The organism is Prolixibacteraceae bacterium, from assembly GCA_019720755.1.
GTDB classification, from domain to species: Bacteria; Bacteroidota; Bacteroidia; order Bacteroidales; family Prolixibacteraceae; genus Halosquirtibacter; species Halosquirtibacter laminarini.
This window is the reverse complement of the sequence record CP081303.1, coordinates 2,029,920-2,052,848: the sequence shown is the minus strand read 5'-3', so window position 1 is coordinate 2,052,848 and position 22,929 is coordinate 2,029,920. Positions and strand designations below refer to the sequence as shown.

The following is a 22,929-nucleotide window of genomic DNA, read 5'->3' as shown; positions in this document are numbered from 1 at the left end:
GAGGAACCATGTAGATGTAAGCTCCTCTTATCCCATATTAATATGTGTGTTTTTAGAAGTCCATCCCACTTTTGTAGTAGGTGCTGTCTGATATGTCGTATAAGTTTCCAGAGAATCTTACTCTTTGACCTCTAGTAATAGCATTCACTGTGGCATCTGCATAGTTTCCATCTTTCGTTAAGTTCACTTGAATATCCACTGTTAACGCATTTCCAATAACCGACATATTAAGGGTGATATTACCATGTTTGTCTTTGGTTATCTCTTTCTTCGTAGGTCTTCCTTTAAGGGTGATTCCTCCGATACCATTTGGACCAATCATTACATTCTGAAATGCTAACTGTACATATACCTCTTCTCCTTTGGTCATTACAAAGTTTGTATTTGATGTAACTTGCATGGATCGACCTCTTTTATCGTATACTGTATTTGCTTCAAGAACCCATCTATTGTTCTCTAATGCATTTGCTGCTTTCTCAAAAGCGAGTTTTTCAGCCTCCTCTTTTTGCTTCTTTTTAATCGCTCTCTTCTCTTTTCTAGTTAGCTCTTTTGGGGTTCCTTCATTATTTTGAGGCTCTTGTGCAGAGGCGATTTGTCCACTGAAAACAAAAAGCACAAAAAGTGATAGTATTGTTATTTTTTTTATTGCTTTCATATTATTTCTTTTTTAAATATATAGGTGTAATTATGAAACACGAGTAATCAATAAAAGGTTTATTGAGTCGTCTTTTTTATGATATTATTCAAAGATTATGCCATAAAAAAAAGTCGTCTTTTTTTTAGTTTCCTTTAACAAAATAGATTGCATGATTGTTGAATGATCATAAGTGGTTGATACTCTGCTGTGAGTGTATACATAATAGTTTTAACAGTTGTCTCTTTTGTGTTGTAGTATAGGATCAAAAAAACCACAATCTAATGTTCAATCTAAATCTTCAATTTATGAAAAAGATTTTTATCGTGTCGTTCCTTTACATGATGATGTTTTGTTTTGCATCTTATGCTCAAACAAGAGTTGTCAAGGGAGTTGTGACAGATGCTAAAACTGGAGAGACTATTCCAGGTGTATCTGTAATGGTTCCTAACACAACAGTAGGGGCAGTGACTAATTTTGATGGGCTTTATAACCTAAAGGTGCCTGCAGGTGCTAAAATGCTTCGCTTTAGTTATGTAGGAATGCAAGATACAATGATTCAGATAAGTGGAACTACTATCAATGTAAAGATGAAGTCTGCTACCATTGCTGTAAAAGAGGTCGTGGTCACAGCATTGGGAATCTCAAGGGACAAAAAGGCTTTAGGGTATTCCGTACAGAATGTAAGTGGAGAGGATCTCAATAAGACAAAACAGGATAATGTTGTTTCTGCACTTTCAGGTAAAGTTTCTGGTGTACAGGTTTCTGGAGCTTCGGGTTCTATGGGTGGATCTAGCCGTATTCTTATTCGTGGTGCAAGTTCTATTACAGGAAATAACCAGCCTCTATTTGTGGTTGATGGGATCCCTATTGATAATTCCAATTTTAACTCTTCGAATACTTCAAGAGGGGGTGGAGGATACGATTTTGGTAGTATGGCTCAGGACATTAATCCTGATGATGTTGAAAAGATGACCGTATTAAAGGGGCCTTCTGCTGCTGCTTTGTATGGATCAAGAGCTGCCAATGGTGTCATCATGATTACCACCAAGAAAGGTTCGAAAAAGACGAATGATAAGTCATTTGGTGTAACAGTAAATATGGGAATTGCATTTGAGACTGTCAATCGTTTGCCTCGTTATCAAAATGAATATGGCGGTGGTTTATCTGGTAATTTTGATCAAGTTGCTTTTGATGGAAAAACGTATCAAGCAGTAGAGTATGATCAAGACCAAAGTTGGGGTCCAAAGTACGATCCAAATCGAATGGTGCTTCATTGGGATGCATTTGATTCTCATGATCAAGCAAATTATTTGACTCCAAGACCATGGGTTGCTTCACCTCATGACGTAAGAGACTTCTTTGAAACAGGGATTACATATAATAACTCCCTTAGTTTTTCAGGTGCTGATGAGAAAGGGTCGTTTAGAATGTCTATTACTGGAGTGAATACAGATGGTTATATGCCATATTCTACGTTAGATAAATATACTGTTAGTTTTAATGGCTCAAGATATTTGAATGAAAAGTTCCAAATTCAAGCAGGGATATCCTATGTGAATACGAAAGCCAAAGGACGTCCAGATACCGGGTATGGTGACAATAATGTGATGGTTAAATTTACCCAGTGGGGACAACGCCAATTAGACATGCATCGTCTTCGAAATTATATTAACCCAGATGGTTCGCAAAGAGCATGGAATAGGACTTCAGCTTATAATGCTACTCCAGCATATTCAGATAACCAATATTGGACACGTTATGAGAACTATTCGCAAGATGAGCGTACAAGATATATTGGGAATGTTGGCTTGACTTATGATATTAAGAAGTATCTAAAAGCGAGTTTGAAAGCTTATCACGACTCCTATACTTTCCGTATTGATGAACGAACTGCATATGGATCGCAAGCGACGTCAGCATATTCTGAGGTTGTAAGGCAGTCTGTGGAAAATAACTTCGAAATGATGGTGAACTTCAATAAGCAGTTGACTGATGATATTAGTTTGACTGCATTGGCTGGAGCAAACCTTCGTACTAATGAGTATTATTCAAATTCTACTGCCACTTCCGGTGGTCTAGTCCTTCCTGGATTGTATACAACGACCAACTCTAAAGACCCTGTGACCGCTTCCGATTATGAGGAGGAGAAGATGGTGGTCAGTGCCTATGGTAGCTTTAGTGTTGGATATTTGAATACATATTATCTAGATGCTACTTTCCGTAACGATTGGTCTTCCACTTTGCCTAAAGCAAATAGATCTTTCTTCTATCCATCTTTCACTGCAAGTGCGATATTAAGTTCTATGGAGTTTATGAGAGAGTACGAGTGGATCAACTTTATGAAGATACGTGCTGGTTGGGCTATGGTTGGTAATGATACGGATCCGTATTCTTTAAAAGAGACCTATACCAACTATCAACCAAATTTTGGTGGAGTTCCTCGTTATAGTACTCCCAATACACTACCGAATGCAGATCTTAAACCCGAGACTACCTATTCATGGGAAATTGGTACTGAGATGAAGTTCTTAAAGAATCGTTTGGGTATTGACTTCACGTACTATTCTAATAGGACGAAAGATTTGATTACCCAGATTGCCGTCTCTGGTTCAACAGGATATCTGTATCAAACATTAAATGCAGGCGAGATGACTAATAAAGGGGTCGAATTGATGATTTCAGGTACTCCTATTCTTACCGATGACTTTTCTTGGGATATCTCATTGAATTTTGCAAAGAATACCAATGAATTGGTCTCTTTACAAGACGGTATTGATAATTACCAGATGGCCATTGCTCCATTTAAGGTGACAGTGAATGCGTTTGTTGGAGAATCTTATGGTGCTATTATGGGTACAAATTTCGTATATGACGATCAAGGAGATGTGATGGTAACAAAAGATGGTCGTTATCTAACCACTCAATCTCAGGAAGTGTTGGGTACTACATTGCCAGACTTTAATATGGGAATTACGAATAACTTCACCTATAAAAACTTCACCTTGACTGCATTGATTGATATTCAAAATGGAGGTAGTTACTATTCTACTTCTAATTTGTGGGGTACCTACTCCGGAATGTTAGAGGGGTCTGTTTACCAAAATGGAACGGATATTCGTGAAAATGGCATCTTATTAAATGGTGTTTATGGAAAGTTTGATTCCAATGGACAGGTCGTTTATATCGATGGAAGTGGAAACAACTCTTCTACGGCAGTGAAAAATGAGACGAAAATATCAGGAAATCGATATGCCGCCGATTTTTATAGTGGACCAGATGCACAAAATATATTTGATGCCTCTTATGTGAAATTACGTGAGGTGACCTTAGGGTATACTTTCCCAAGTAAAATGACTGGTGTAATAAAGAATTTACATGTTGGTGTCTTTGGACGTAATCTAGTCACTTGGGGATTAAATAATCGTGATTTTGATCCTGAATCGAGTGTAACCTCTTCAGGAAATGTTCAAGGTATCGAGGGTGGTGCTTTGCCTTCAACCGCTACTTATGGTTTGAATATTAAGTTTGGATTTTAATTGATTACGTCAAAACAATCCGATTGTAAATTAAAATTTTGAGTAATTATGAAAAATATTAGATATATAACTATTGTGGTATTATTTCTACTCATGGGATGTGCGAATGATCTTACGGAGAGAAATGATAACCCAAATGAGCCTACTTCTGTACCAACTCCAACTTTGTTGATTAATGCGCAGTATAGGTTGGTGGATGATATTCGAGATGAGTGGTTTTCTGGTCGTATGGCACTGTTGTGGTCCGAGTATTGGACTCAGTCAAACTATACTGACGAGGATAGATACCTTTATCGTGAAAACTCCAATGCTAGTGCATGGAAGTTGATCTATACAGACTTGAATGATCTTAAAACGATCATTGATTTGAATGTTTCAGAAGATAGCAAAGGAACCATGTCTGGTTATGGTAAAAATGAAAACCAAATTGCTGTCGCACGTATTTTGAAATCATGGACTTTTCTTCTTCTTACAGAGACTTACGGTCCAATTCCTTATGAGTCGTATGGTAACGATGACCCAACATTCCAAGCTTTGAAGTTAAAGTCTGGGATTATCAATCCAGTGTATGCCGATCAAAAAGCAATATACTATGATATTCTAAATGAATTGAAAGAGGCTTCTAAAATGATTGATGAATCGGCAATTGCTTTTACGCAAGGAGATAATATCTTTCATGGTAATGCTGGGAAATGGAAACGATTGGCGAACTCTCTTGTTTTGAGAGCAGCAATGCGTATTCGTGGTGTAGATCCTGAGATTGCAAATAAAGCGTTTCAAGATGCAGTCACTCGAGGTGTCATGCAGAGTGTCGATGATGATGCTCTATTTAAAGGGGAGAATAATGCTTCCAATGCAGCTCCTTTCTATAAGTCGTTTGCTGTTAGTAATAGAACAGATTTTACTATGGCAAAACCATTTATTGATCTATTGAAGGGTAGTGTTGGTCCATTTAATATTGTAGATCCTCGACTCTACTTTTATGCTGCTCCTATTGGTGCTACTGCTATTAATAATACAGGAGGAAAGGCGATATCTCAAGGAGACTATTTACCAGTCGCTTCCGATGAATTAGGTTCTGGAATATACATTCCTGAAAATTATGAAGGTATGCCTTATGGTTTGGATAGCAAATCGACAGGAAGTATTGGCTATAATAATGTTTCTCTACCGAATGCTCCAATGCAAGCTACTTTTGGTAATCCATTCATGGATTATGCCGAGGTTTGCTTCTTACTGTCTGAATTTAATGATTGGGATCAAACTTATTACGAAAAGGGGGTACGTGCTTCTATGGTTCGTTGGGGTGTGCAAGAGAAAGATATAAAGGATTATATTGACCAATTGCCTCCAGCGTCACAAGAGACAGTATTAACTCAGAAGTATATTGCACTCTATATGCAACCATACAATGCATGGGCTGAATATCGTCGTACTGGATTCCCTAAAACATTAATTAAGCCAGGAGAGGTAACCTTTGTCGATGCAGAAGGAGTTATTGATGAGAACCAAAAAGGGAAAGAATATTATTTCATCTCTTTGGTTAATGATGTACAAGATGATCTTCCTCGAAGAGTTAAGTTTTCCAACGAAGAGCCTCTGTTAAACCCTCAAGGTTATCAGTCGGGTGTCGAAGGGTTGTCCTCTTCAGTGACAGCAAAGTTGGTTGCAAAATCATTTCCTATTCAACGACCTGTGTTAAGTCCCCATACTTATCAAACGAATCCTACAACATCTAGTAGTGGAGGGCAAGACTTGATGAGTACAAAATTGTGGTGGGAGTTAGAATAGTCCTATTGGTTATCTATAAGATATACAATGAAGAGGCTTCTATTCAGATGCCTCTTCATTAATTTAACCCGCACCATTATGTGAATAGTATTGTCTTTTTAATAATATTCCTTTTGAATTGCATTATTTGAATCACTTCCTGTGTTGCAAAGTGAATTGAGCTTGGATACCAAGAGGTGTAGTTATCCTATTCAAATTGTTATCATTGTTTTCTGGGTTTGTTGTTTCTCTTGTATTCTATATAAGAAGAATTAAGTAATAAAATAGGACGCCATATTATTATATTAAGTATTTTTAACATGTGGTGAATATTCGTTTTTTTAATTTCTATGATGATATAATGTATTGTGTATTAGTTGTATTTCTATGTATCCCATTCTATAAGTGTCTATTCGTTTTGTCTGGTAATTAAAAAAAGCACTCTTTTTTGTCGACTGATAAAATACATTGGTCGAATGTCTCAAAAAACTATCTATATTTGTGACATAATCATTGCTGAATTTATAATTGTTTAGAAATCATATAATTTTTCAAATGAAAAGTCAATTAATGAAAATGTTACACATTTGTTTGGTTGTGTCAGTCTTAATGGGTAGCGTGCTTTGTGTGCAAGCTCAAGAGACAGAGGTGTCAGACCAGTCTGTAGCGATGTCGTTTGAAGAGGCTATAGCTGTGTTAAGAGAACATAACTATACCATTCAGGCTTCCGAGAAGGAGCATGAGAGTTTGGAGTATGAAGCAAAAGCGACCAAAGGTCTTTACATGCCTCATTTATCTGTTACAGGAACCTATACATTGTTTAATGATGATATCTCCATGGAGATGGACCTTTCTGCACAAAAACAGATGGCAGACAATATGATGGGAGGGTTAAATCAGATGATGAATGCACTGCTTCCAACGATGACTCCTATGCAACAGGCTATTATCAAAGGAGGAATGTCTAAGATGCCACCTATTGCACTTCCAAGCTCTATTAGTGTTCCTATTCAAGACCAGCAGTTAGGGTTGATTACAGCAAACCTAAAACAGCCAATCTATATGGGGGGTAAGATTAATGCCGCAAATAGAGTTGCTAAGGCAAAAGTTGCTGCATCAGATCTACACCTTAAAGATATTACAAACCAGCAAATTACTGAGTTGGCAGCACGTTATTTCGGTCTTCAACTCTCTTCAAAGTTGGTGGCGGTTCGTAAAGAAGTGATGGATGGATTTAAGAAACATCTTGAAGATGCCGAACATCTAGAAAATCAAGGGATGATCTCTAAGGCAGAACGTCTTCATGCGAACGTTGCTTATATGAATGCATTACAGAAGTATAAAGCCTCTGTAAGAGATGTGGAGCTAGTTCAAATTGGATTGCAAAACACTTTAGGTGTTGGTTATAATATTACTCCAACTACTCAATTAGGAGTGATGGGGACACTAAATGATCTAGATTTCTATCAATCTTATGCACAGAAAAACAATCCCAAACTATTACAGGTAGACCAAAAAGAGATTATGGTCAATCAATTAGTGAAAAAAGAGAAGTCGGAATACCTTCCTGAGATTGCTTTAGTTGGATCAGGAAACCTATATGAATATCAAGTAACGGATCTTATTCCAAATTGGTTTGTTGGTATTGGTGTGAAGATCAATATTTTCGATGGTTTTGCTAGAGAAAATAAGATTAAAGCAGCAAAAGCGAAAAGAGCTCAGGTTACTATCTACAAAGAGAAGGCAAGCAACGATATCAATACGGTGGTAATGAAAACATATCATGAGATTGAGAAAGCTGCTGAGTCTGCAGAAACCTTAGATACCTCTATGAGCTTTGCAAATGAGTACTATCGCGTGCGTAATAAGGCATTTAAACAGGGATTTGCTACTTCAACTCAGGTAGTGGATGCTCAAATGAATCTTTCTAAAACAAAGATTGAGCATCTTCAAGCAATGTATCAATATGATATTGCGTTTGCTAAATTACTAGAGTGGTGCGGTATGAGTGATAGCTTTGTGTCATATACTGTAGATGTGAAAAAATAGATAACAGGATAATATTATATATATAATGAAAAATAGAAGTTACGGCATTGGAATTGTAGTGTTGATCATTTTAATTGTATTGAGCATCGGTGCATCACTACTTTTAAAACCTAAAAAGGTTATTCTCCAAGGAGAAGCAGAAGCAACAGAAGTGAAAGTCGCAACCAAATTGGTTGGAAGAATCGACTCATTAGAGATTCATGAAGGAGATGAGGTAAGTAAAGGAACACTTCTTTTGACTCTTGAAAGCCCAGAGGTGTCGGCTAAGATGGAGCAAGCACAGGCAGCTAAAAAAGCGGCTGAAGCGCAAAGTCGAAAAGCCCAGAATGGTGCGAGAAAAGAGCAGATACGTGCTGCTCATAATCTATATCTAAAAGCAAAAGCTGCAGCAGATCTTTTAAACGTAACATATGATCGCGTTTCAAACCTTTATGATGATGGAGTCGTTCCTGAACAGAAGAGAGATGAAGCGAAGACTCGTTATGATGCAGCAAAACTTACTGAGGATGCGGCGCTTTCTCAATATGAGATGGCAAAGAAAGGGGCTCGCTACGAAGACAAACAAGCTGCTGCGGCATTGGTTGAGAGAGCTAATGGTGCCGTAAACGAAGTGGCTTCGTATATGTCAGAGAAACGTTTGATTGCTCCTATTGATGGGGAGGTGACGAGTATCATTGCAAAAAGAGGAGAGCTTATCACTCCTGGTTATCCTGTTGTAACGATTACTGATCTTTCAGATGTTTGGTTCACTTTCAATGTGAAAGAGGATCTGCTACATAAATTCAAGAAAGGGGTTGAGATCGAAGTATTGCTTCCTGCAATGCAGATGAAGCGTGTGACGGTTCGTGTCTCTTTTATCAAAGCAGAAGGAGCATATGCCACCTATAGGGCGACTCAAACGATGGGTGGATTCGACATGAAGACATTCGAAGTAAGAGCTACTCCTGTAGAAAAAATACCTGGTTTGCGTCCAGGAATGACTGCATTGTTGGATTGGAATAAGATCTAAAATATGAAGAGTAATCAATCATTAAAAAAGGGCTTTTGGGGTGTTGTATATCGTGAAATATCGATGATGCGTCAAAAGCATTTGTTGATGTGGTTATCTATCTTTCTTCCTTTAATATCTTTTCTATTCTTTACCTCTCTTTTCTCTAAAGGAGTTGCAACGGATCTTCCCGTTGTGGTTGTCGACCGTGATGGCTCCTCCTTGTCGAGAAAAATGACTAAGATGGTAGACAATACTCAGGCCATGAAGGTTGCTTTCAAAGAGACCAATCTTTTGGATGCAAAGAGACATCTATATGAAGGGGATGCTTATGGTATTCTCTTCATTGACGAAGGGTTCTCAAAAGATATCTATAAGGGGATTGCCCCTAGGGTGGTGGGATACTACAACAACGCTTATCTTCTTCCAGGAGGATTGGTGAATAAGGGATTAACAACTGTGGTGAAAACTTTCGCTGCTGGATTAAATATACAAGGTAACTTAAGAAAAGGACAGAATGAGACTCAAGCATTGATCTCTACCGTTCCTTTGAGTTTAGATACCCATATTTGGGTCAATCCAACAACCAACTATTTCTATTACTTAGTGACCTCATTGCTCCCTGTCATGCTTCAAATATTCGTTGTCATGTGTACCGTTTATGCTATTGGTACAGAATTTCGAGATCGTACTTCTACCGAGTGGTTGGAGATGACAGATGGAAATATGTTGATCGCTTTGGCAGGAAAATTAACCCCTTACTTTGGAATCTTTTCGATTGTTGGATTCTTTATGAATACCTTACTATTTAAAATGTTTCAAGTTCCAGTGATCGGTTCATTAACGTTCGTAAATATAGGACTGCTTGTGATGATATTGGCAGATATGGGAGTAGGAATACTATTTTTATGTTTGAACCCTAGTCTTCGTATGGCTATGAGTTTTAGCTCTTTTTATGGTGCCGTAGCCTTTAGTTTTTCAGGTTTAACATTTCCTTTTCATAGTATGCCTTCTTTAGCGGTCTATATGTCAAAGTTATGGCCCTTTTCGCACTATCTAGACCTTCTTCTAGGGCAAGTATTTCGAGGAGCATCTCCATTAGATAGCTTGCTTCCAATTGGGTCGATGTTGATATTTTTACTAATTCCCTTTGCATTCCGTGGAAAACTGAAGCGTGTTTGTTTAGAAGAGAAATTCTGGGGACGATTATAAAAAAAGAAAAGGTCATGAATAAACATAAGGAAACATTATTGGATGTTTTTAAGACACAGTTGTCTCAGATCTTCTCTGATTTTGGGGTGATGTTTATCATTGTTGGTGCAAGTGTGATCTATCCTATTTTATATGGATGGGTTTACAACCAAGAGGTGGTGAAAGATATCCCTGTAGCAGTTGTCGATCAAGATGGTACCAATTTTAGTAGGCTTTTTGCACGTAATCTAGATGCAACAGAACAGGTGGAAACTACTTATCGTTGTGTAGACTTTACGCATGCCAAAGAGTTGTTAAAGGATGGCAAGGCTAAAGGAATCGTCGTGATTCCTAAAGGGCTAGAGAAACAGGTGATGCGAAGCGAAACTGCTAGTATCTCGGTATTTGCTGATGCTACCTATTTCATGTATTATAAACAACTTCTGACTGGTGCCAATTATGTGGTTGGAACCATGAATGCAGGAATACGTGTGAAGAAGCAGTTGTTAAAAGGAAAGATGATGGCTAATGCAGTGGATAATGCGCTCAATATTAGATATGAGTCACGTTCATTATTCAATCCTACTGGAGGTTATGCGAGTTACTTGATGCCAGCGGTATTGATCCTAATTCTTCATCAGACTTTACTTATGGGAATGGGCCTTTTTGCAGGTACAGCATATGCTGAAGGAAGAAGTTGGTTTTTGCAACCAGATATGGGGGTGAAAGATATTTTAATACAACTTTTAGGACGTGGGGCTGCTTTCTTTGTTCTCTATATTCCTGTGGTAATCCATCTGTTGATTAATAGCTTTTGGATCCTCAAATATCCAGCATGGGCTAGTATACCAGAACTATTGTTATTTGTATTCCCATTTCTGTTAGCGACGATATGTCTTGCGCTACTCTTGAGTACATTCTTTAAAGAACGTACTAGTTCGATGATATTTTTGCTTTTTACATCTATTCCACTGCTTTTCTTGTCAGGAATTTCATGGCCTTATCAATCTATGCCTGACTTTTGGAGAGTCTTTGGATCTTTTATTCCAAGTACTCAAGCGATCATTGGAATATACAAGATGCAGATCATGCATTCGGGTTTAGAGGTCTGTAGTGAACAATGGATTCACCTATGGCAATTGGCGGCACTATTCTTCTGTTTGACTCTATATAGGGTTGCACAGATTCGTCGAAAGAAGAATCTTTAGAGCCATGTTTAACTATATATACTGAAGGGAGTGTTCTTTAATGAGCATTCCCTTTTTTAGTGTAAAATGGTAACGTGAAACCTCCTTCAATCTTGAACCCTTTCGACAAGCTCAAGGAACTGGTTGAATCAAGATCCCCAAGAGGATGCAACCACCACATATGCCACTTTGAATATTAAGTGAATAGATATACAGAAAAGGGTGCCTATGAAAGGGGGCACCCCATGATAGAATTCAAGTTGATACCATAAACCGTATCTTATTATCTTAACTGATGTAGTGCTTTTTCTACTTCTGCTAATAACGAGACCTCTCCAAATGCCTCCGCATCAATGAATGGTATTTTCTCAGATGCAAGTTGTTGGTAGGTTAATCCATCTTCAATATGTTTCTGTGTGTTTTCCCAATACTCTTTTTCTCGATGAAGGTGTTTTAGGGGATCAAAAACTCTCTCTTCAATAGAACCAACCGCTTCTCGTTGTATCGGATATAAAGTGTTATAATAGTGTCCATCGATATATTCAGGTGCTAGATTGGCATCGGATTTGCTCATAGACATCTGTTTTGTTGCGTTCTCTTTTTGAAGGATAAATATCCCTTCAAAGAAGAATATTTGTATCTCTAGTGGGCTTTTGTGTGTCTTCTGCCAACTCTCTGCCCATTGGTAAAGAGCCTCTAGGTATTGCTGAGAACCCAAGGTGAATATCGTAATCTTTTTAAGGTCTTGTACCTTCTGCTCCTGCGATGAAATAAGTGGTTCTGCCCATCTGTTTAAAGACTCCTCATTCCAACCTTGATCTACGATCCATAGTTGTTCATTAAAGGATTCTATCTGATCTATATGGAATTTCGTAGCATATTTTCCCCAGCCTAGACTATCCTGAATTGCATCACGTATTGGAAAACCGAAGGCAGCAGAGGAGGGAAGAAGTAATGTGGTGTTCTTTTGGTCCTCGAGAAACAAATGGTTGAACTTAAGTTGACTTATGGTTCTTGCTAAAGACTGTTTCAACCCATTTTGAAGGTTCTCTCCAACAAAGCTTAAGTCAGAGCATATATGTCGACTCTCTGGAGTAGAGATAAAGAATGTATGAACGCAATTCTTTTCTTCCACCTTGTATATGGAACAGTCAAAGTCTTGTTGTATTACTTGCAGCATAACCGAATATGATTCTTTAATTGTATAATGTACTCACAAATGAGAATGTTGGCAATTTAACTGCTTTATGCTTTTTATACAACACTATGAGGTTGCTTTTTTTTACTGGAGAACGATAAGGGTGAGAAATACGAATTTAAATAGAGACGAGGATGGTGTGTATCCTCGTCCTTTATAGGGTTATGCTCTTGTCTTCTGTTTTAAAAGAGTGTTTTGATCTCCTCTTTTACCTCTTCCCATCTTTTCATTTCAATTCCTCGCTCTTTCCACTCTTCATATGGTGTTGAAAGTCCAGGGATTGCTTTTACCGCATCCGAAATTACTGTAACATGAAAACCATTTTTAGCAAGGGCAATGGCTGCTTGACTAACACAGACATTCTCGGCAACCCCCATGATATACATTTTTTTCTCCTCAATTATCTGAAGGATATTTTCACTATTGGGATTTCCTTGCGTAAAATCGAATCGATCTTTTAAGATGGTAATAGGGATATTTTGATGGTAAATGTCCTTCAAATGTACCATTCCCATCTTCAGATCCCAATCTAAAATAAATCCATTGTCCTCAATATTAGACAACACACTCTTGGAGCCTTTCTCAAAAGCAATACAGTGAGGTGGAAAAGTGTCTACAAAGTCTGGGTTATCTGAAAGTTCATCCGAATCCAAAAAATGATGGTCTTTGGTGGATATAATGCGAATATTCTTTTCCCGTGCATAGGAGAGGATCTCTTCCCAAAGAGGCTTTAATAGCTCAGCCCCTTCTACATATAAGTCTCCATCCTGCTCTACAAAATCATATTGTGTGTCGATATTCCAAAAGATAACCGGTGTTTGGGCCATAATTCATTCTTTTTAAAGTTACACTCACATTACTAAAACCAAAGTGGAGATCGTTTGGTTCTTATAAACATAGAAAACCATATTAAAGACCACTTTTGATGATCTTACGATATCCTCCCCGTTGTCCTTTAATATTGGAAATATTTCCATCAATCAAAGGAGTATTCCATGAAGATAGGGTTTTTTTCTAAAAATGTAGATTCCCATTAGAATGTGTTAAAGATGCTTACTTCACTTTAAGGTTGTGCTGTTCTACAATAAATTGAAAAGCCAACTCTTCTAAAGTTTTCCCCTCATAGGTTGTATTCCATACGCCATGTCCTCCTCCTTCGATAGGGTAGAATGCATAAGGGATATTCAATTCAGTATATCTCTTTTTTAGGCTTTGTGCTCCGATAAAAGGCACCGTCAAATCTTTTGTGCCGTGAAAAATAAACAGGGGTGGGTCTTGGACATCAAAGCGTTCTGTCTGGTATACCATTTCATGAGCCCCTAATGCAATACTAGATCCCCAAAGATCGATAATCGAACCAAAATGAATGGATTGATCAAGATGCGTCTTTTTTAGCGTTGGATCTTGTGCAATAGATAGTTCATCACGAAAATCTTCCTGTTCTGATATTGCCACTGCTATGGCTGTGATAGCCCCTGCAGAGCTTCCTCCGATGGAGATGTTATTTGTGTCGATACCGTAAGAGTTTGCATTGGACATAACCCATCGACAAGCAGCTTTGGTATCCCGAACTGCAGTATACATTGCATTGAATTGAGAAACGGTATCCTGATTTATTTGAAGTGCTGTATCTTTCCACTCTTGTGGGACTGTTCCAAAATCATTCTGAAGACGATAACTAGGGGAAACAAAAACCCAACCACGAGAGGTAAAGTAGTCTGCCAAGTTCTTTATTGTGATGGCATCTTTTGATCCTCCTTTAAATCCCCCTCCATGGATAAAGATAAAAAGAGGTCGTTTGGTTTCTTTATTTTCAGGGGTGTAAATATCGAGAAGAAGTGGCTTTTCAATACGCTCTTTAGATGACATACTCTTTTGGGTTAGGCCGAAACCATAGGCAATATCCTTGTGTAATACAACAGGATAGGTTGCATTTGCCATCACCATTATTCCTTCAGTGTCTATTGGTTCTTCCAATTCGCTACTACACCCAGTCATTAAGATTAGGAGACAGATAGTAAAGAGTTGTAGTTTGCTGCTGTTTTGCATACTAAATTAAGTTTGTAATGAATGTGTTTCGTTTAATTCAATGCAAAATATAAAAAAGATGCCAGTGGCAATAAATAGAATTACTAAATTATGTTACTCAAATAAATAAAAAAGCCGTCTTACCCAAAAGTAAGACGGCCTCTGTAATTTGAAAAGAAAAGTGATTATTGCTTCAATGCTTCATCAATCTTTTCCATCATTTCTTTAAACTCGTTTAGGTTAAAACCTTGAGATTGGTAGAAGATTTTACCATCTTTTCCAATCACATAGTTTCTTGGAATCTGTCCTGTTGCATATTTGTCGAAAATAGAACGATCAATATCAGGAACAATATTCATATCATACTCGTAACGCTTCTTAAAGTCTAATAGTGCTTCCCAGCTATGCTCTCTACCGAACATAAACATCGCAAAATTAGGATTGTCTTTGTATTTTGGCCATAATTCTCTAGAGATTTGTGGAATCTCTTTACGACAAGGAGGACACCATATAGCAAAGAAGTTTAGCACAATAACTTTTCCTTTGTAACTGCTTAAATACTTAGGAGTATTAGGCGCAATTTCAAAACGAAAATCAGGTGCTTTGGCACCAGTTTTTACCTTTGTTCCTGCATCACTTTCAGCATTTGCAGTTCCAGCCATTGATGAAAATGCCATCACTAAAGCAACTAAACACAGAGTTAGTCTTTTCATAAAAATTATAATTAAAAATTCAGAAATTCAATTCGTAATGGATGGAAATATCGTGTATGTATCCCTTCCAAAAAAATATTCACCATGTCACAGATAGAAAATTTTCTTATTCTTTGATCTATCTATACAAATCTAAAAACGTTTTATTAAAAACTAAACTAAAATATAAAATTATTATGCAAAATGTAGTTTATTTTAATAATTATTCATGATTGTATCTTTTATGCTGTATAATTGGTTCGAATTAAATATATGTGCAACTCAGATTATTAGAGGGGTATGAGAGTGTAAGAAAGTTTTTGTTTTAAAATATATCTTATTGAAAAACAGTTGAAAAGAGTGCGGGGAAGGAAGTCATAGATCTGTAAGTATATCGATCCATTATTGTTCTGATTTTTTCAAAAAAAAACACCTCTTCTTTTTATGAAAGGAAGAGGTGTTGTTCTTTAGGAACTACTATTATGCTAGTTTCACGTTCACTGCATTTAGTCCTTTGTTACCTTCTTTAAGTTCAAAAGTAACTTGGTCATCTTCTTTAATTTCGTCAACCAAACCAGTTACGTGTACGAAATACTCTTTGTTTGTCTCGTCTTCTTTAATGAAACCATAACCTTTTGATTCATTAAAAAACTTTACAATTCCGTTGTTCATTTTGTAAAAATATTGAGCACCTTACCATTGCTAAAAGCATTTTAAAAAAGCAAAGTGCAATTACTTAAAATAATAAATAAAATTAATGAAGAAGTGAATTCAAAATAGGATATCAATAAAGTGAGATAAAATGATACTAATCGTAAAATATCGTATCATAAACTACTTTTTTGAGGCGAATAATGAAGCCAAAAAAACATTAACAAGAACAAGTGTGTTTCATGTATAGAATCATTTCCCTATACTTAAACACGCCCGTGGTTCTCCTTATTGAAAAACCTTACGTTACGCAAGGTAGGAAATAAAATCTGAATTAAACAAATCTTATGAGGTTTTTTTTGTTTAATTAAAATAGGAGAGACTTGAGATGTGTATAGTCTTTGTTATTCAGTGTGTTGTGAATAGTGTTTAGCCCTTGTTTTTTGCTTGTACAGTGTCCTGTCTATTATTTATACCCATTATAAGGTCTTTTTTGAACATGGTGTTGTCTTTGACAACATTTTGTTTATATTGATTCGTACTGCTTATCGAGGTTTTGCGATCCTATTAGAATTATGTGATGTATGGTTCTACGAAAGTTGTGTTCTTTTAGAACTATAAAGTGGATTGATCTTTAAGTATAGAATCGGGATGAGTATATGATATCAATAAAATAATATAGAATGAAGAAGGTGATTTTGTTTGGCTCTACGGGAGCTATCGGAAGCGCTCTTAAAGAGTGCTTGCTGAAACAAGAGTTGGATTTGACTGCATTCGTTCGAAAAGCAACCAATTCGTCTCCGAATGAGCATTTCGAAGAAGTGGTTGTAAATTTCGATCAGTTAGAATCGATACAGCGAAATGCGAATGCGGTCTTTATCGCTTTGGGAACCACTATTAAAAAAGCAGGTTCTGCCGATGCCTTTAAGGCTGTGGATCGTGATCTAGTGATTCGTATCGCTTTATGGGCAAAGTCTCAGGGGATTCCTGAGATTCATTTGGTTAGCTCTATAGGAACTAGTGCCAATGCTAAAGGACTATATCTTCAAACAAAATATGAGGTGGAAAATGCCATTGAGACACTAGGTTTTGACACCATTCATATCTATCGTCCTTCTCTTTTGATTGCGGATCGTGGGTGCGAAAAACGTTTTGGGGAGAGTGTTTCGGTTCCTTTTATGAAGATGATTTCTCATTTGGGAGGAAAAATGAAAAAATACCGTCCCATCACCGTTGAAAAGGTGGCTGCCTTTATGTCTTCACAATTAGGCAAAGGACTTTCTGATGTATATATATATGAGAGCGATCAGATGCAGTAGTCTATGATTTGAAATCTTTTTTTACTCCTTCTTATGGTGATGGATTATCTCTTATTTGTTATGAACTTCATACTAGGACAGCAGGAATTTGGTTGTCTGTTTTTAGAAGAAGCATAATGTGGCTTCGCTACTTATTCACATCAAGATATTGCATCTTGATGCGAATACTTATGGTTTTTTTATCATCTTATTCTCTTTCTACTTCTTTTTGACATATTTATCATGTAACTCCATGAAATGTGCCTTCCATCGTATTGTGAAGTTATTGTGACTTATCATTTCATGTTTTTATGCTATAAAGGTTCATGCTCTTCTTTTATGATACCTAAGTATGGATCATTTTGTTCTGTTTCATCATGGAATGGGTTTGCTAATCTAAATTCATTATACGTTTCTCTTTTTTGTTTGCTCTAGGAACAAAAACTATTTTTGCCCTTTCCGTGAAACGATAAAACGAGGAGGTTCTACGATTATGAGAAGCAAATGTAAGACCGAAAACTATAAGTTTTCACAACATAAAGCATGTGAGTTTTTTCCATGTCATAAAGTAAAAGACGACAGCACTTTTAACTGTCTGTTCTGTTACTGTCCCCTATATATGTTAAAAGATCAATGTGGTGGGAGTTTTAAGTATACCAATGGTGTGAAGGATTGTAGCGACTGTTTGTTGCCACATTCTCCAAAAGCTTTTGACCATGTGATGAGTAAGATGGGAGATATTATTGCTATTGGTAGCCAAAAAGTAGAGACCTCTGATAAGTAATATTTTAGGGGAGTGTACTTCTAAAACCATAGCAAATATTAATCGCGCAAAACGAAATAAAGTATATAATAAGATGATGAATTTTACCGTAAACCAGGACCGTTGTACTAATTGTGGACTATGTGGCAAAGATTGTCCGGTGCTGATTATCGATTGTAAAGGAGATTTTCCTAAAATCAAAGAGGGAAAAGAAAAAAACTGTTTGAAGTGCCAACACTGTATGGCAATCTGTCATTCAGGAGCAATCAGTATTTTCGATAAACAACCAGAAGACAGTGTATCTATCTCTGCTTCTATTCCAAAGTCAGAGGAGTTAGAGAACCTAATGCAATTGCGTCGCTCTGTTCGTCAGTTTAAAAAAGAGGAGATCGAATCCGATAAAATTCATCAACTGTTAGAGAAAGCATCTTATGCACCTACTGCGAAAAATGAGAATGGCGTTCATTTTGTGATTGCAGAGTCTAGAACCCAGATGGATGCGCTGAAAGAGTTGGTCTACAAAACCATTCAAGAGAAGAGTGATGCCAATCTTATCCCAGAGAGATTCCAATATTTAGCGAACTTCTCTAAGGTGTGGTTTGCCAAACAGATCGATGTCATTTTCCGTAATGCACCGCATATGGTGATTGCATCGGCTCCTGCAAATGGAACCTCTCCGAGTACCGATTGTACTATTGCATTAAGCTATTTCGAACTATTGGCAAACAGTCAAGGGATCTCAACCCTATGGGATGGATTTGCACACAATGTATTGCAAGACGTGGCTCCAGAGTTAGGCAAAGTATTGGGCGTTCCAGAAGGACATGCTGTAGCCATGGTGATGATCTTCGGATATAGTGCTCGCAAATATGCACGCTCTATTCAGCATGATGGAGGAAACATTACTTCCTTGTCTCTTTAATGGCAAAATATATAGTTAGGTAGCTCAAAAGGGCTACCTAACTTTCTCTTCTTCAATTTAGGACCATCCTCGCGATAGAGAGGCCTATATCTACTCCCTTTTAGCAAACCTCGCTATAAGATCTTATTGTAGAATATTGATTGTCATCCTTTGTAAACCATATCTTTTTCGAAATAATTGCTTTCTAATAGGACCCTATTTCCTTCGCTCTGAATCAATCTATCCAGTACTTTTTGTGGGTGCGAATGGGAGGGTTTATTTTTATTAATTTGTATAAAAAGACCTCTTTCAAGGTTTTATTTTGAGCTCAATATCTTACCTGTTTAAAGGCATCTTTGGTTACCCTTTAGTTAGGGTTTAGATACTCTTTGGTTACTCCTAGAGTAACCAAAGGGTAACGGAAGGGTAACCAAAGGGTATCTAAACCTAGGTAGAAGAAGCTCGTTTTTTGCCTGTATCGCTGTGTCAAATGATGAATTACTTTTACGAAAAATTTAAGAAGTAAAGTTGCCACTTACATGAGTGCTTCAACCTGAGGTCCCTGAGCTTGTCGAAGGGCTTTGTGATTTGACGAGACTTCGTCAAATTAAATCTTTGTGATTTTGTGGTATCATTCCTTCCGACTCTATCATCCAATAAAATCTGTGTTCATCTGTGTTTAATCTGGTGCGTCACGAGGTGTGCGTTTAATATAAATTAATAAAAACCAAGTAGAATGAAAGAGTCTACCAACCCAATTTGCCGTTCAGGTTGAAGATCATATGACATGGTAATTTGGAAACAAATATCATGAAACTCTTATGAATCGGACTTGTAGGCTGCATCAGTCAGGCTTCGTTAGACTAATTTAGCAATGGTCAACCTCCCAGATATGGTGAAACCTGTTACTCATACGTTAGATGTTAGAGAAGATAGGTTATCTAATCAACGGCAAATGCGATGAGACTGCTCGGAGTAATATGATGTTGCATGTAAGTCAATGGTTACGCATGAACGTGAGAGCCCCTAACATTACAGTAGTCCAGTAGATGAGGGAGTCGGAGATGTCCATATTAGTGTATGATGCTTGAAAAGGTAAAAGCAAGCGTAGCGAAGGGACATTACTGTATAAATAAGATATCGAATAAACTAAGCTAGTCAGAATTGAGAAATGAATAAGTATCAAGAACAAGACGGAGCAACTGCGAAACAATGTTTGTTGTTTAAACGCAAGAAGCGAGAACTTCCAGATGCAGAAAGAGTACTTACTTTACAGCGGAATCTATATCGAAGAGCCAAACAAAGTCGAAAGAATAAGTTTTACGTACTATACGACAAAGTTTTCCTATTGTATATCCTGCGCGAAGCATGGGTTCGAGTACGAAGGAATAATGGTAGTGCGGGTGTTGATGGGATGCGTATAGAAGATGTTGAGCTTTATGGTGTAGACCGATGCTTAGAAGAACTAAGAGAAGATTTACGCCAACAAACCTATCGACCAGAAGCGGTAAAGCGCAAGCTGATCGCGAAGGCAAATGGCAAGACACGTCCTTTAGGTATCCCCACAGTCCGAGATAGAATTGCACAGACCGCGTGTCTTTTGATCCTTGAACCGATCTTCGAGGCGGACTTTGATGAAAGCTCTTATGGTTTTCGCCCAAAACGGAGCAGCAAAGGAACGATCAGAGAGATAAAGGAACAATTACAACAAGGAAACAGGTCAGTTTATGATGCAGATTTAAGTCAATACTTTGATATTATCCCACATGCTAAATTGATGATTGCTTTAAAGGAGCGGATCACTGATCCAAGGATTTTACGACTAATTAATAAATGACTAAAAGCCCCCGTAAAAGATGGCAACAAAATGACAGGTGGTAAAAGTAATCATTTAGGCACCCCACAAGGCGGCGTTATATCCCCACTGTTGGCCAATATCTATATGAATTTACTTGATCGCATAGTCAATAATAGACAAAGTCTTTTTGGCGTTTCAGGCGTAAAAATGATAAGGTATGCGGATGACTTTGTTCTGATGGGCAAGATCATAACAACAGAGGTTAAGGATCAACTTCATCATCTTTTGACAAGAATGGACTTGATCTTAAATATTGAAAAGACCAAGCATATTGATTCGAAAGAGGCTAGTTTTAAGTTCTTAGGCTTTACGTTTCGTAATGATAAAGATCTTTATGGACGAGATCTCCGGTATATAAATATTGTACCGAACTCTGATTCAGAAAAAAGCTACGAGGGAAAATATCAGATTATTTTAAAAGGCATGGACATAAAAACCCCACGGAGTTGGTACGAGGACTAAATAGCTTAGTGAGAGGCTGGATTAACTACTATGAAATAAGAGGAGTTACGAATACCTCATTAAGTAAGCGCAAGTTGCGATACTACTTAAGTCAGAAACTGTTTCGATATTATCGACGTAAAAGTCAACGAAAATGTAGGCATTATGGACCTAATGCCTTTGAGACATTAGTTCGTTACTACGGATTAATCGATCCTATCCAATACCATCCTTGTTGACCTTATTTGTGAATGCTTTAGACGAAATATACAGGAAAGCCGTATGCGGGAAAACCGCACGTACGGATTGATGAGGGGGCTGGAGTGCATCTAATTATTGCACTCACAGCTCTACTCTACTGGCAATAATCTTGGTGCCTTTGCGGCTTCGCGACATTATTCACTTCGTGTTATTTAATACCAAAAGAAGGAGGTGTCTATTTGAGAGCTGAAGATTCTTTATAGTGACTAAAATCTATCAGTTTAGATTTAGGTGCTATTTAATGACTTGCTGTATGCACTATGGTATAATTTAGTTTGGAACATATTTTTCAGTTTTTTATCTTTAACATGTGAGTAAATCAAAGAGTGAAATTACTAGAAGATTGTTAATTCAATCTGCACTTGATGTGTTGTCAAGGACATCTTACAAAGGTGCAAAGCTACAAGATGTGGCTGTCGAGGTAGGCCTTTCAAGGGGGGCTATTTATTGGCATTTTAAGAATAAGCAGGATCTTTACGAGCAGGTTTTTTATGAGTATTTTGACATCTCAATGAATGAGATCTATAAAATTATTGATAATGGAGAGTCCGTTATTGCAACCATATCACGTATTGTAGATTATTTGGTCGTAGATCATGTAGATGCCAATCACAAATCGGCCCTTATATATAATGGAATGGTTTTAGAAGCACCAGAAGATACCAAAATTTTGATTAAAAGGGTGGATAAGCTATTTCAACGTCTTTTTGAAATGCACAATGAAATGTTGCAAAGGGGAGTGGAAAAAGGAGAATTAAGATCGGATATTGATAGTAGGCTCGAAACGCGTGCTCTTTATAGTTTTATTTGGGGATATTATACGAACAAAGTTCGATTTTTTTCACGTCGTAACCCCTCGGATATTCGCTCTTATATTCTTCAAAAGTTTGTTTATCAGTTATTATAGTCTCGATAAGAAATTTATATTCTCGTGACCGCAGCTCTGAAATATTGGCACACTGTTTATTTGTGGTGGACACTTCCTTTTATGTTTATTTAAATCGATTCGTTTTGTTAGAAACACATTGTTTGTTTTATAACATACACGTGTGTATGTTATAAGTATATTGTAATTGTTATATTGCGGAATATTTAGAGGTGTTGTGGTAACATTAATTAAATGTCTATTTATTACTTTAATCTTGGCTGTTTAATCGTTTGTTGTAGTCTAGTATTTCGTCTCATTTTTTTGAGTGTATATTACATGTTTTTGTTTTAAAACATACACATGTGTATGTTTTTTTTGAAATGTTAAATAGACTACAGATATTCTTAGGATTGTATTTTTTGATATTAATATGGATCAGTTTTTTTAAATATCATCAAGAAAGAGGTGTATGTATTGGACAAAAGACTTTTTAAACTGTATTGGTTGATGCCTCTGAATTTTAATGAAGAAATGTTGTGTTTTATGGAACCAATAGATATTTCATATAATAACTTTTTAAAGTATTGAGAATCATCTTGATTTTAGATGATT

At 37.0% G+C, this 22,929-nt stretch carries 19 protein-coding genes; 13 read left to right on the top strand and 6 right to left on the bottom strand.

Features of this window, described 5'->3' with window-relative positions:
* Window positions 1-52: 52 nt before the first annotated feature.
* A complete protein-coding gene (locus K4L44_08255) occupies window positions 53-655 on the bottom strand; it encodes a DUF4251 domain-containing protein (GenBank protein ID QZE15809.1) in 603 nt (200 codons plus the stop codon).
* Window positions 656-942: 287 nt separating this feature from the next.
* Between K4L44_08255 and K4L44_08250 the strand changes: the two genes are divergently transcribed.
* From K4L44_08250 to K4L44_08225, 6 genes are all read left to right on the top strand, one after another.
* The gene (locus tag K4L44_08250; protein QZE15808.1) at window positions 943-4,173 is read left to right on the top strand and encodes a SusC/RagA family TonB-linked outer membrane protein; all 3,231 of its coding nucleotides are present in this window, start codon (window positions 943-945) and stop codon (window positions 4,171-4,173) included.
* A gap of 48 nt (window positions 4,174-4,221) precedes the next feature.
* Window positions 4,222-5,964: a SusD/RagB family nutrient-binding outer membrane lipoprotein gene (locus K4L44_08245; protein QZE15807.1), complete on the top strand. Its 1,743-nt coding sequence runs from the start codon at window positions 4,222-4,224 to the stop codon at window positions 5,962-5,964.
* 549 nt (window positions 5,965-6,513) lie between these two features.
* Entirely contained in the window at window positions 6,514-7,992 is a 1,479-nt protein-coding gene (locus K4L44_08240; protein QZE15806.1) for a TolC family protein, read from the top strand.
* Window positions 7,993-8,017: 25 nt separating this feature from the next.
* On the top strand, window positions 8,018-9,001 hold the full coding sequence (locus K4L44_08235; protein QZE15805.1) for an efflux RND transporter periplasmic adaptor subunit: 984 nt from the start codon (window positions 8,018-8,020) through the stop codon (window positions 8,999-9,001).
* A gap of 3 nt (window positions 9,002-9,004) precedes the next feature.
* On the top strand, window positions 9,005-10,192 hold the full coding sequence (locus K4L44_08230; GenBank protein QZE15804.1) for an ABC transporter permease: 1,188 nt from the start codon (window positions 9,005-9,007) through the stop codon (window positions 10,190-10,192).
* Between the two features lie 14 nt (window positions 10,193-10,206).
* On the top strand, window positions 10,207-11,379 hold the full coding sequence (locus K4L44_08225; GenBank protein ID QZE15803.1) for an ABC transporter permease: 1,173 nt from the start codon (window positions 10,207-10,209) through the stop codon (window positions 11,377-11,379).
* 262 nt (window positions 11,380-11,641) lie between these two features.
* Here the strand turns inward: K4L44_08225 and K4L44_08220 are convergent, their stop codons facing one another.
* The 5 genes from K4L44_08220 to K4L44_08200 form a co-directional block, all read right to left on the bottom strand.
* Window positions 11,642-12,538 (bottom strand): hypothetical protein, encoded by an 897-nt coding sequence (locus K4L44_08220; protein QZE15802.1) that lies wholly within the window; start codon window positions 12,536-12,538, stop codon window positions 11,642-11,644.
* A gap of 200 nt (window positions 12,539-12,738) precedes the next feature.
* Entirely contained in the window at window positions 12,739-13,383 is a 645-nt protein-coding gene (locus tag K4L44_08215) for an isochorismatase family protein (protein ID QZE15801.1), read from the bottom strand.
* A gap of 226 nt (window positions 13,384-13,609) precedes the next feature.
* On the bottom strand, window positions 13,610-14,605 hold the full coding sequence (locus tag K4L44_08210) for an alpha/beta hydrolase (GenBank protein ID QZE15800.1): 996 nt from the start codon (window positions 14,603-14,605) through the stop codon (window positions 13,610-13,612).
* 164 nt (window positions 14,606-14,769) lie between these two features.
* The gene (locus K4L44_08205) at window positions 14,770-15,297 is read right to left on the bottom strand and encodes a TlpA family protein disulfide reductase (protein QZE15799.1); all 528 of its coding nucleotides are present in this window, start codon (window positions 15,295-15,297) and stop codon (window positions 14,770-14,772) included.
* A gap of 459 nt (window positions 15,298-15,756) precedes the next feature.
* Window positions 15,757-15,948, bottom strand: coding sequence for a cold shock domain-containing protein (locus K4L44_08200; GenBank protein QZE15798.1), 192 nt, complete (start codon window positions 15,946-15,948; stop codon window positions 15,757-15,759).
* A gap of 662 nt (window positions 15,949-16,610) precedes the next feature.
* Between K4L44_08200 and K4L44_08195 the strand changes: the two genes are divergently transcribed.
* The 7 genes from K4L44_08195 to K4L44_08165 all read left to right on the top strand — a co-directional run bounded on the left by K4L44_08195 (window position 16,611) and on the right by K4L44_08165 (window position 22,356).
* Complete coding sequence (locus K4L44_08195) at window positions 16,611-17,246, top strand: NAD(P)H-binding protein (GenBank protein QZE15797.1); 636 nt, start codon at window positions 16,611-16,613, stop codon at window positions 17,244-17,246.
* A 472-nt stretch (window positions 17,247-17,718) separates the two neighbouring features.
* Complete coding sequence (locus K4L44_08190) at window positions 17,719-18,009, top strand: cysteine-rich small domain-containing protein (GenBank protein QZE15796.1); 291 nt, start codon at window positions 17,719-17,721, stop codon at window positions 18,007-18,009.
* 73 nt (window positions 18,010-18,082) lie between these two features.
* Entirely contained in the window at window positions 18,083-18,910 is an 828-nt protein-coding gene (locus K4L44_08185) for a nitroreductase family protein (protein ID QZE15981.1), read from the top strand.
* Window positions 18,911-20,060: 1,150 nt separating this feature from the next.
* Window positions 20,061-20,726: a hypothetical protein gene (locus K4L44_08180; GenBank protein QZE15795.1), complete on the top strand. Its 666-nt coding sequence runs from the start codon at window positions 20,061-20,063 to the stop codon at window positions 20,724-20,726.
* A gap of 30 nt (window positions 20,727-20,756) precedes the next feature.
* On the top strand, window positions 20,757-21,209 hold the full coding sequence (locus K4L44_08175) for a hypothetical protein (protein QZE15794.1): 453 nt from the start codon (window positions 20,757-20,759) through the stop codon (window positions 21,207-21,209).
* Window positions 21,149-21,427 carry a hypothetical protein gene (locus K4L44_08170; protein QZE15980.1) on the top strand — a complete coding sequence of 93 codons (279 nt, stop codon included), beginning with the start codon at window positions 21,149-21,151 and terminating at the stop codon, window positions 21,425-21,427. The genes K4L44_08175 and K4L44_08170 overlap by 61 nt, the downstream gene beginning before the upstream one ends.
* Window positions 21,428-21,759: 332 nt before the next feature.
* On the top strand, window positions 21,760-22,356 hold the full coding sequence (locus K4L44_08165; GenBank protein QZE15793.1) for a TetR/AcrR family transcriptional regulator: 597 nt from the start codon (window positions 21,760-21,762) through the stop codon (window positions 22,354-22,356).
* Window positions 22,357-22,929 lie beyond the last annotated feature (573 nt).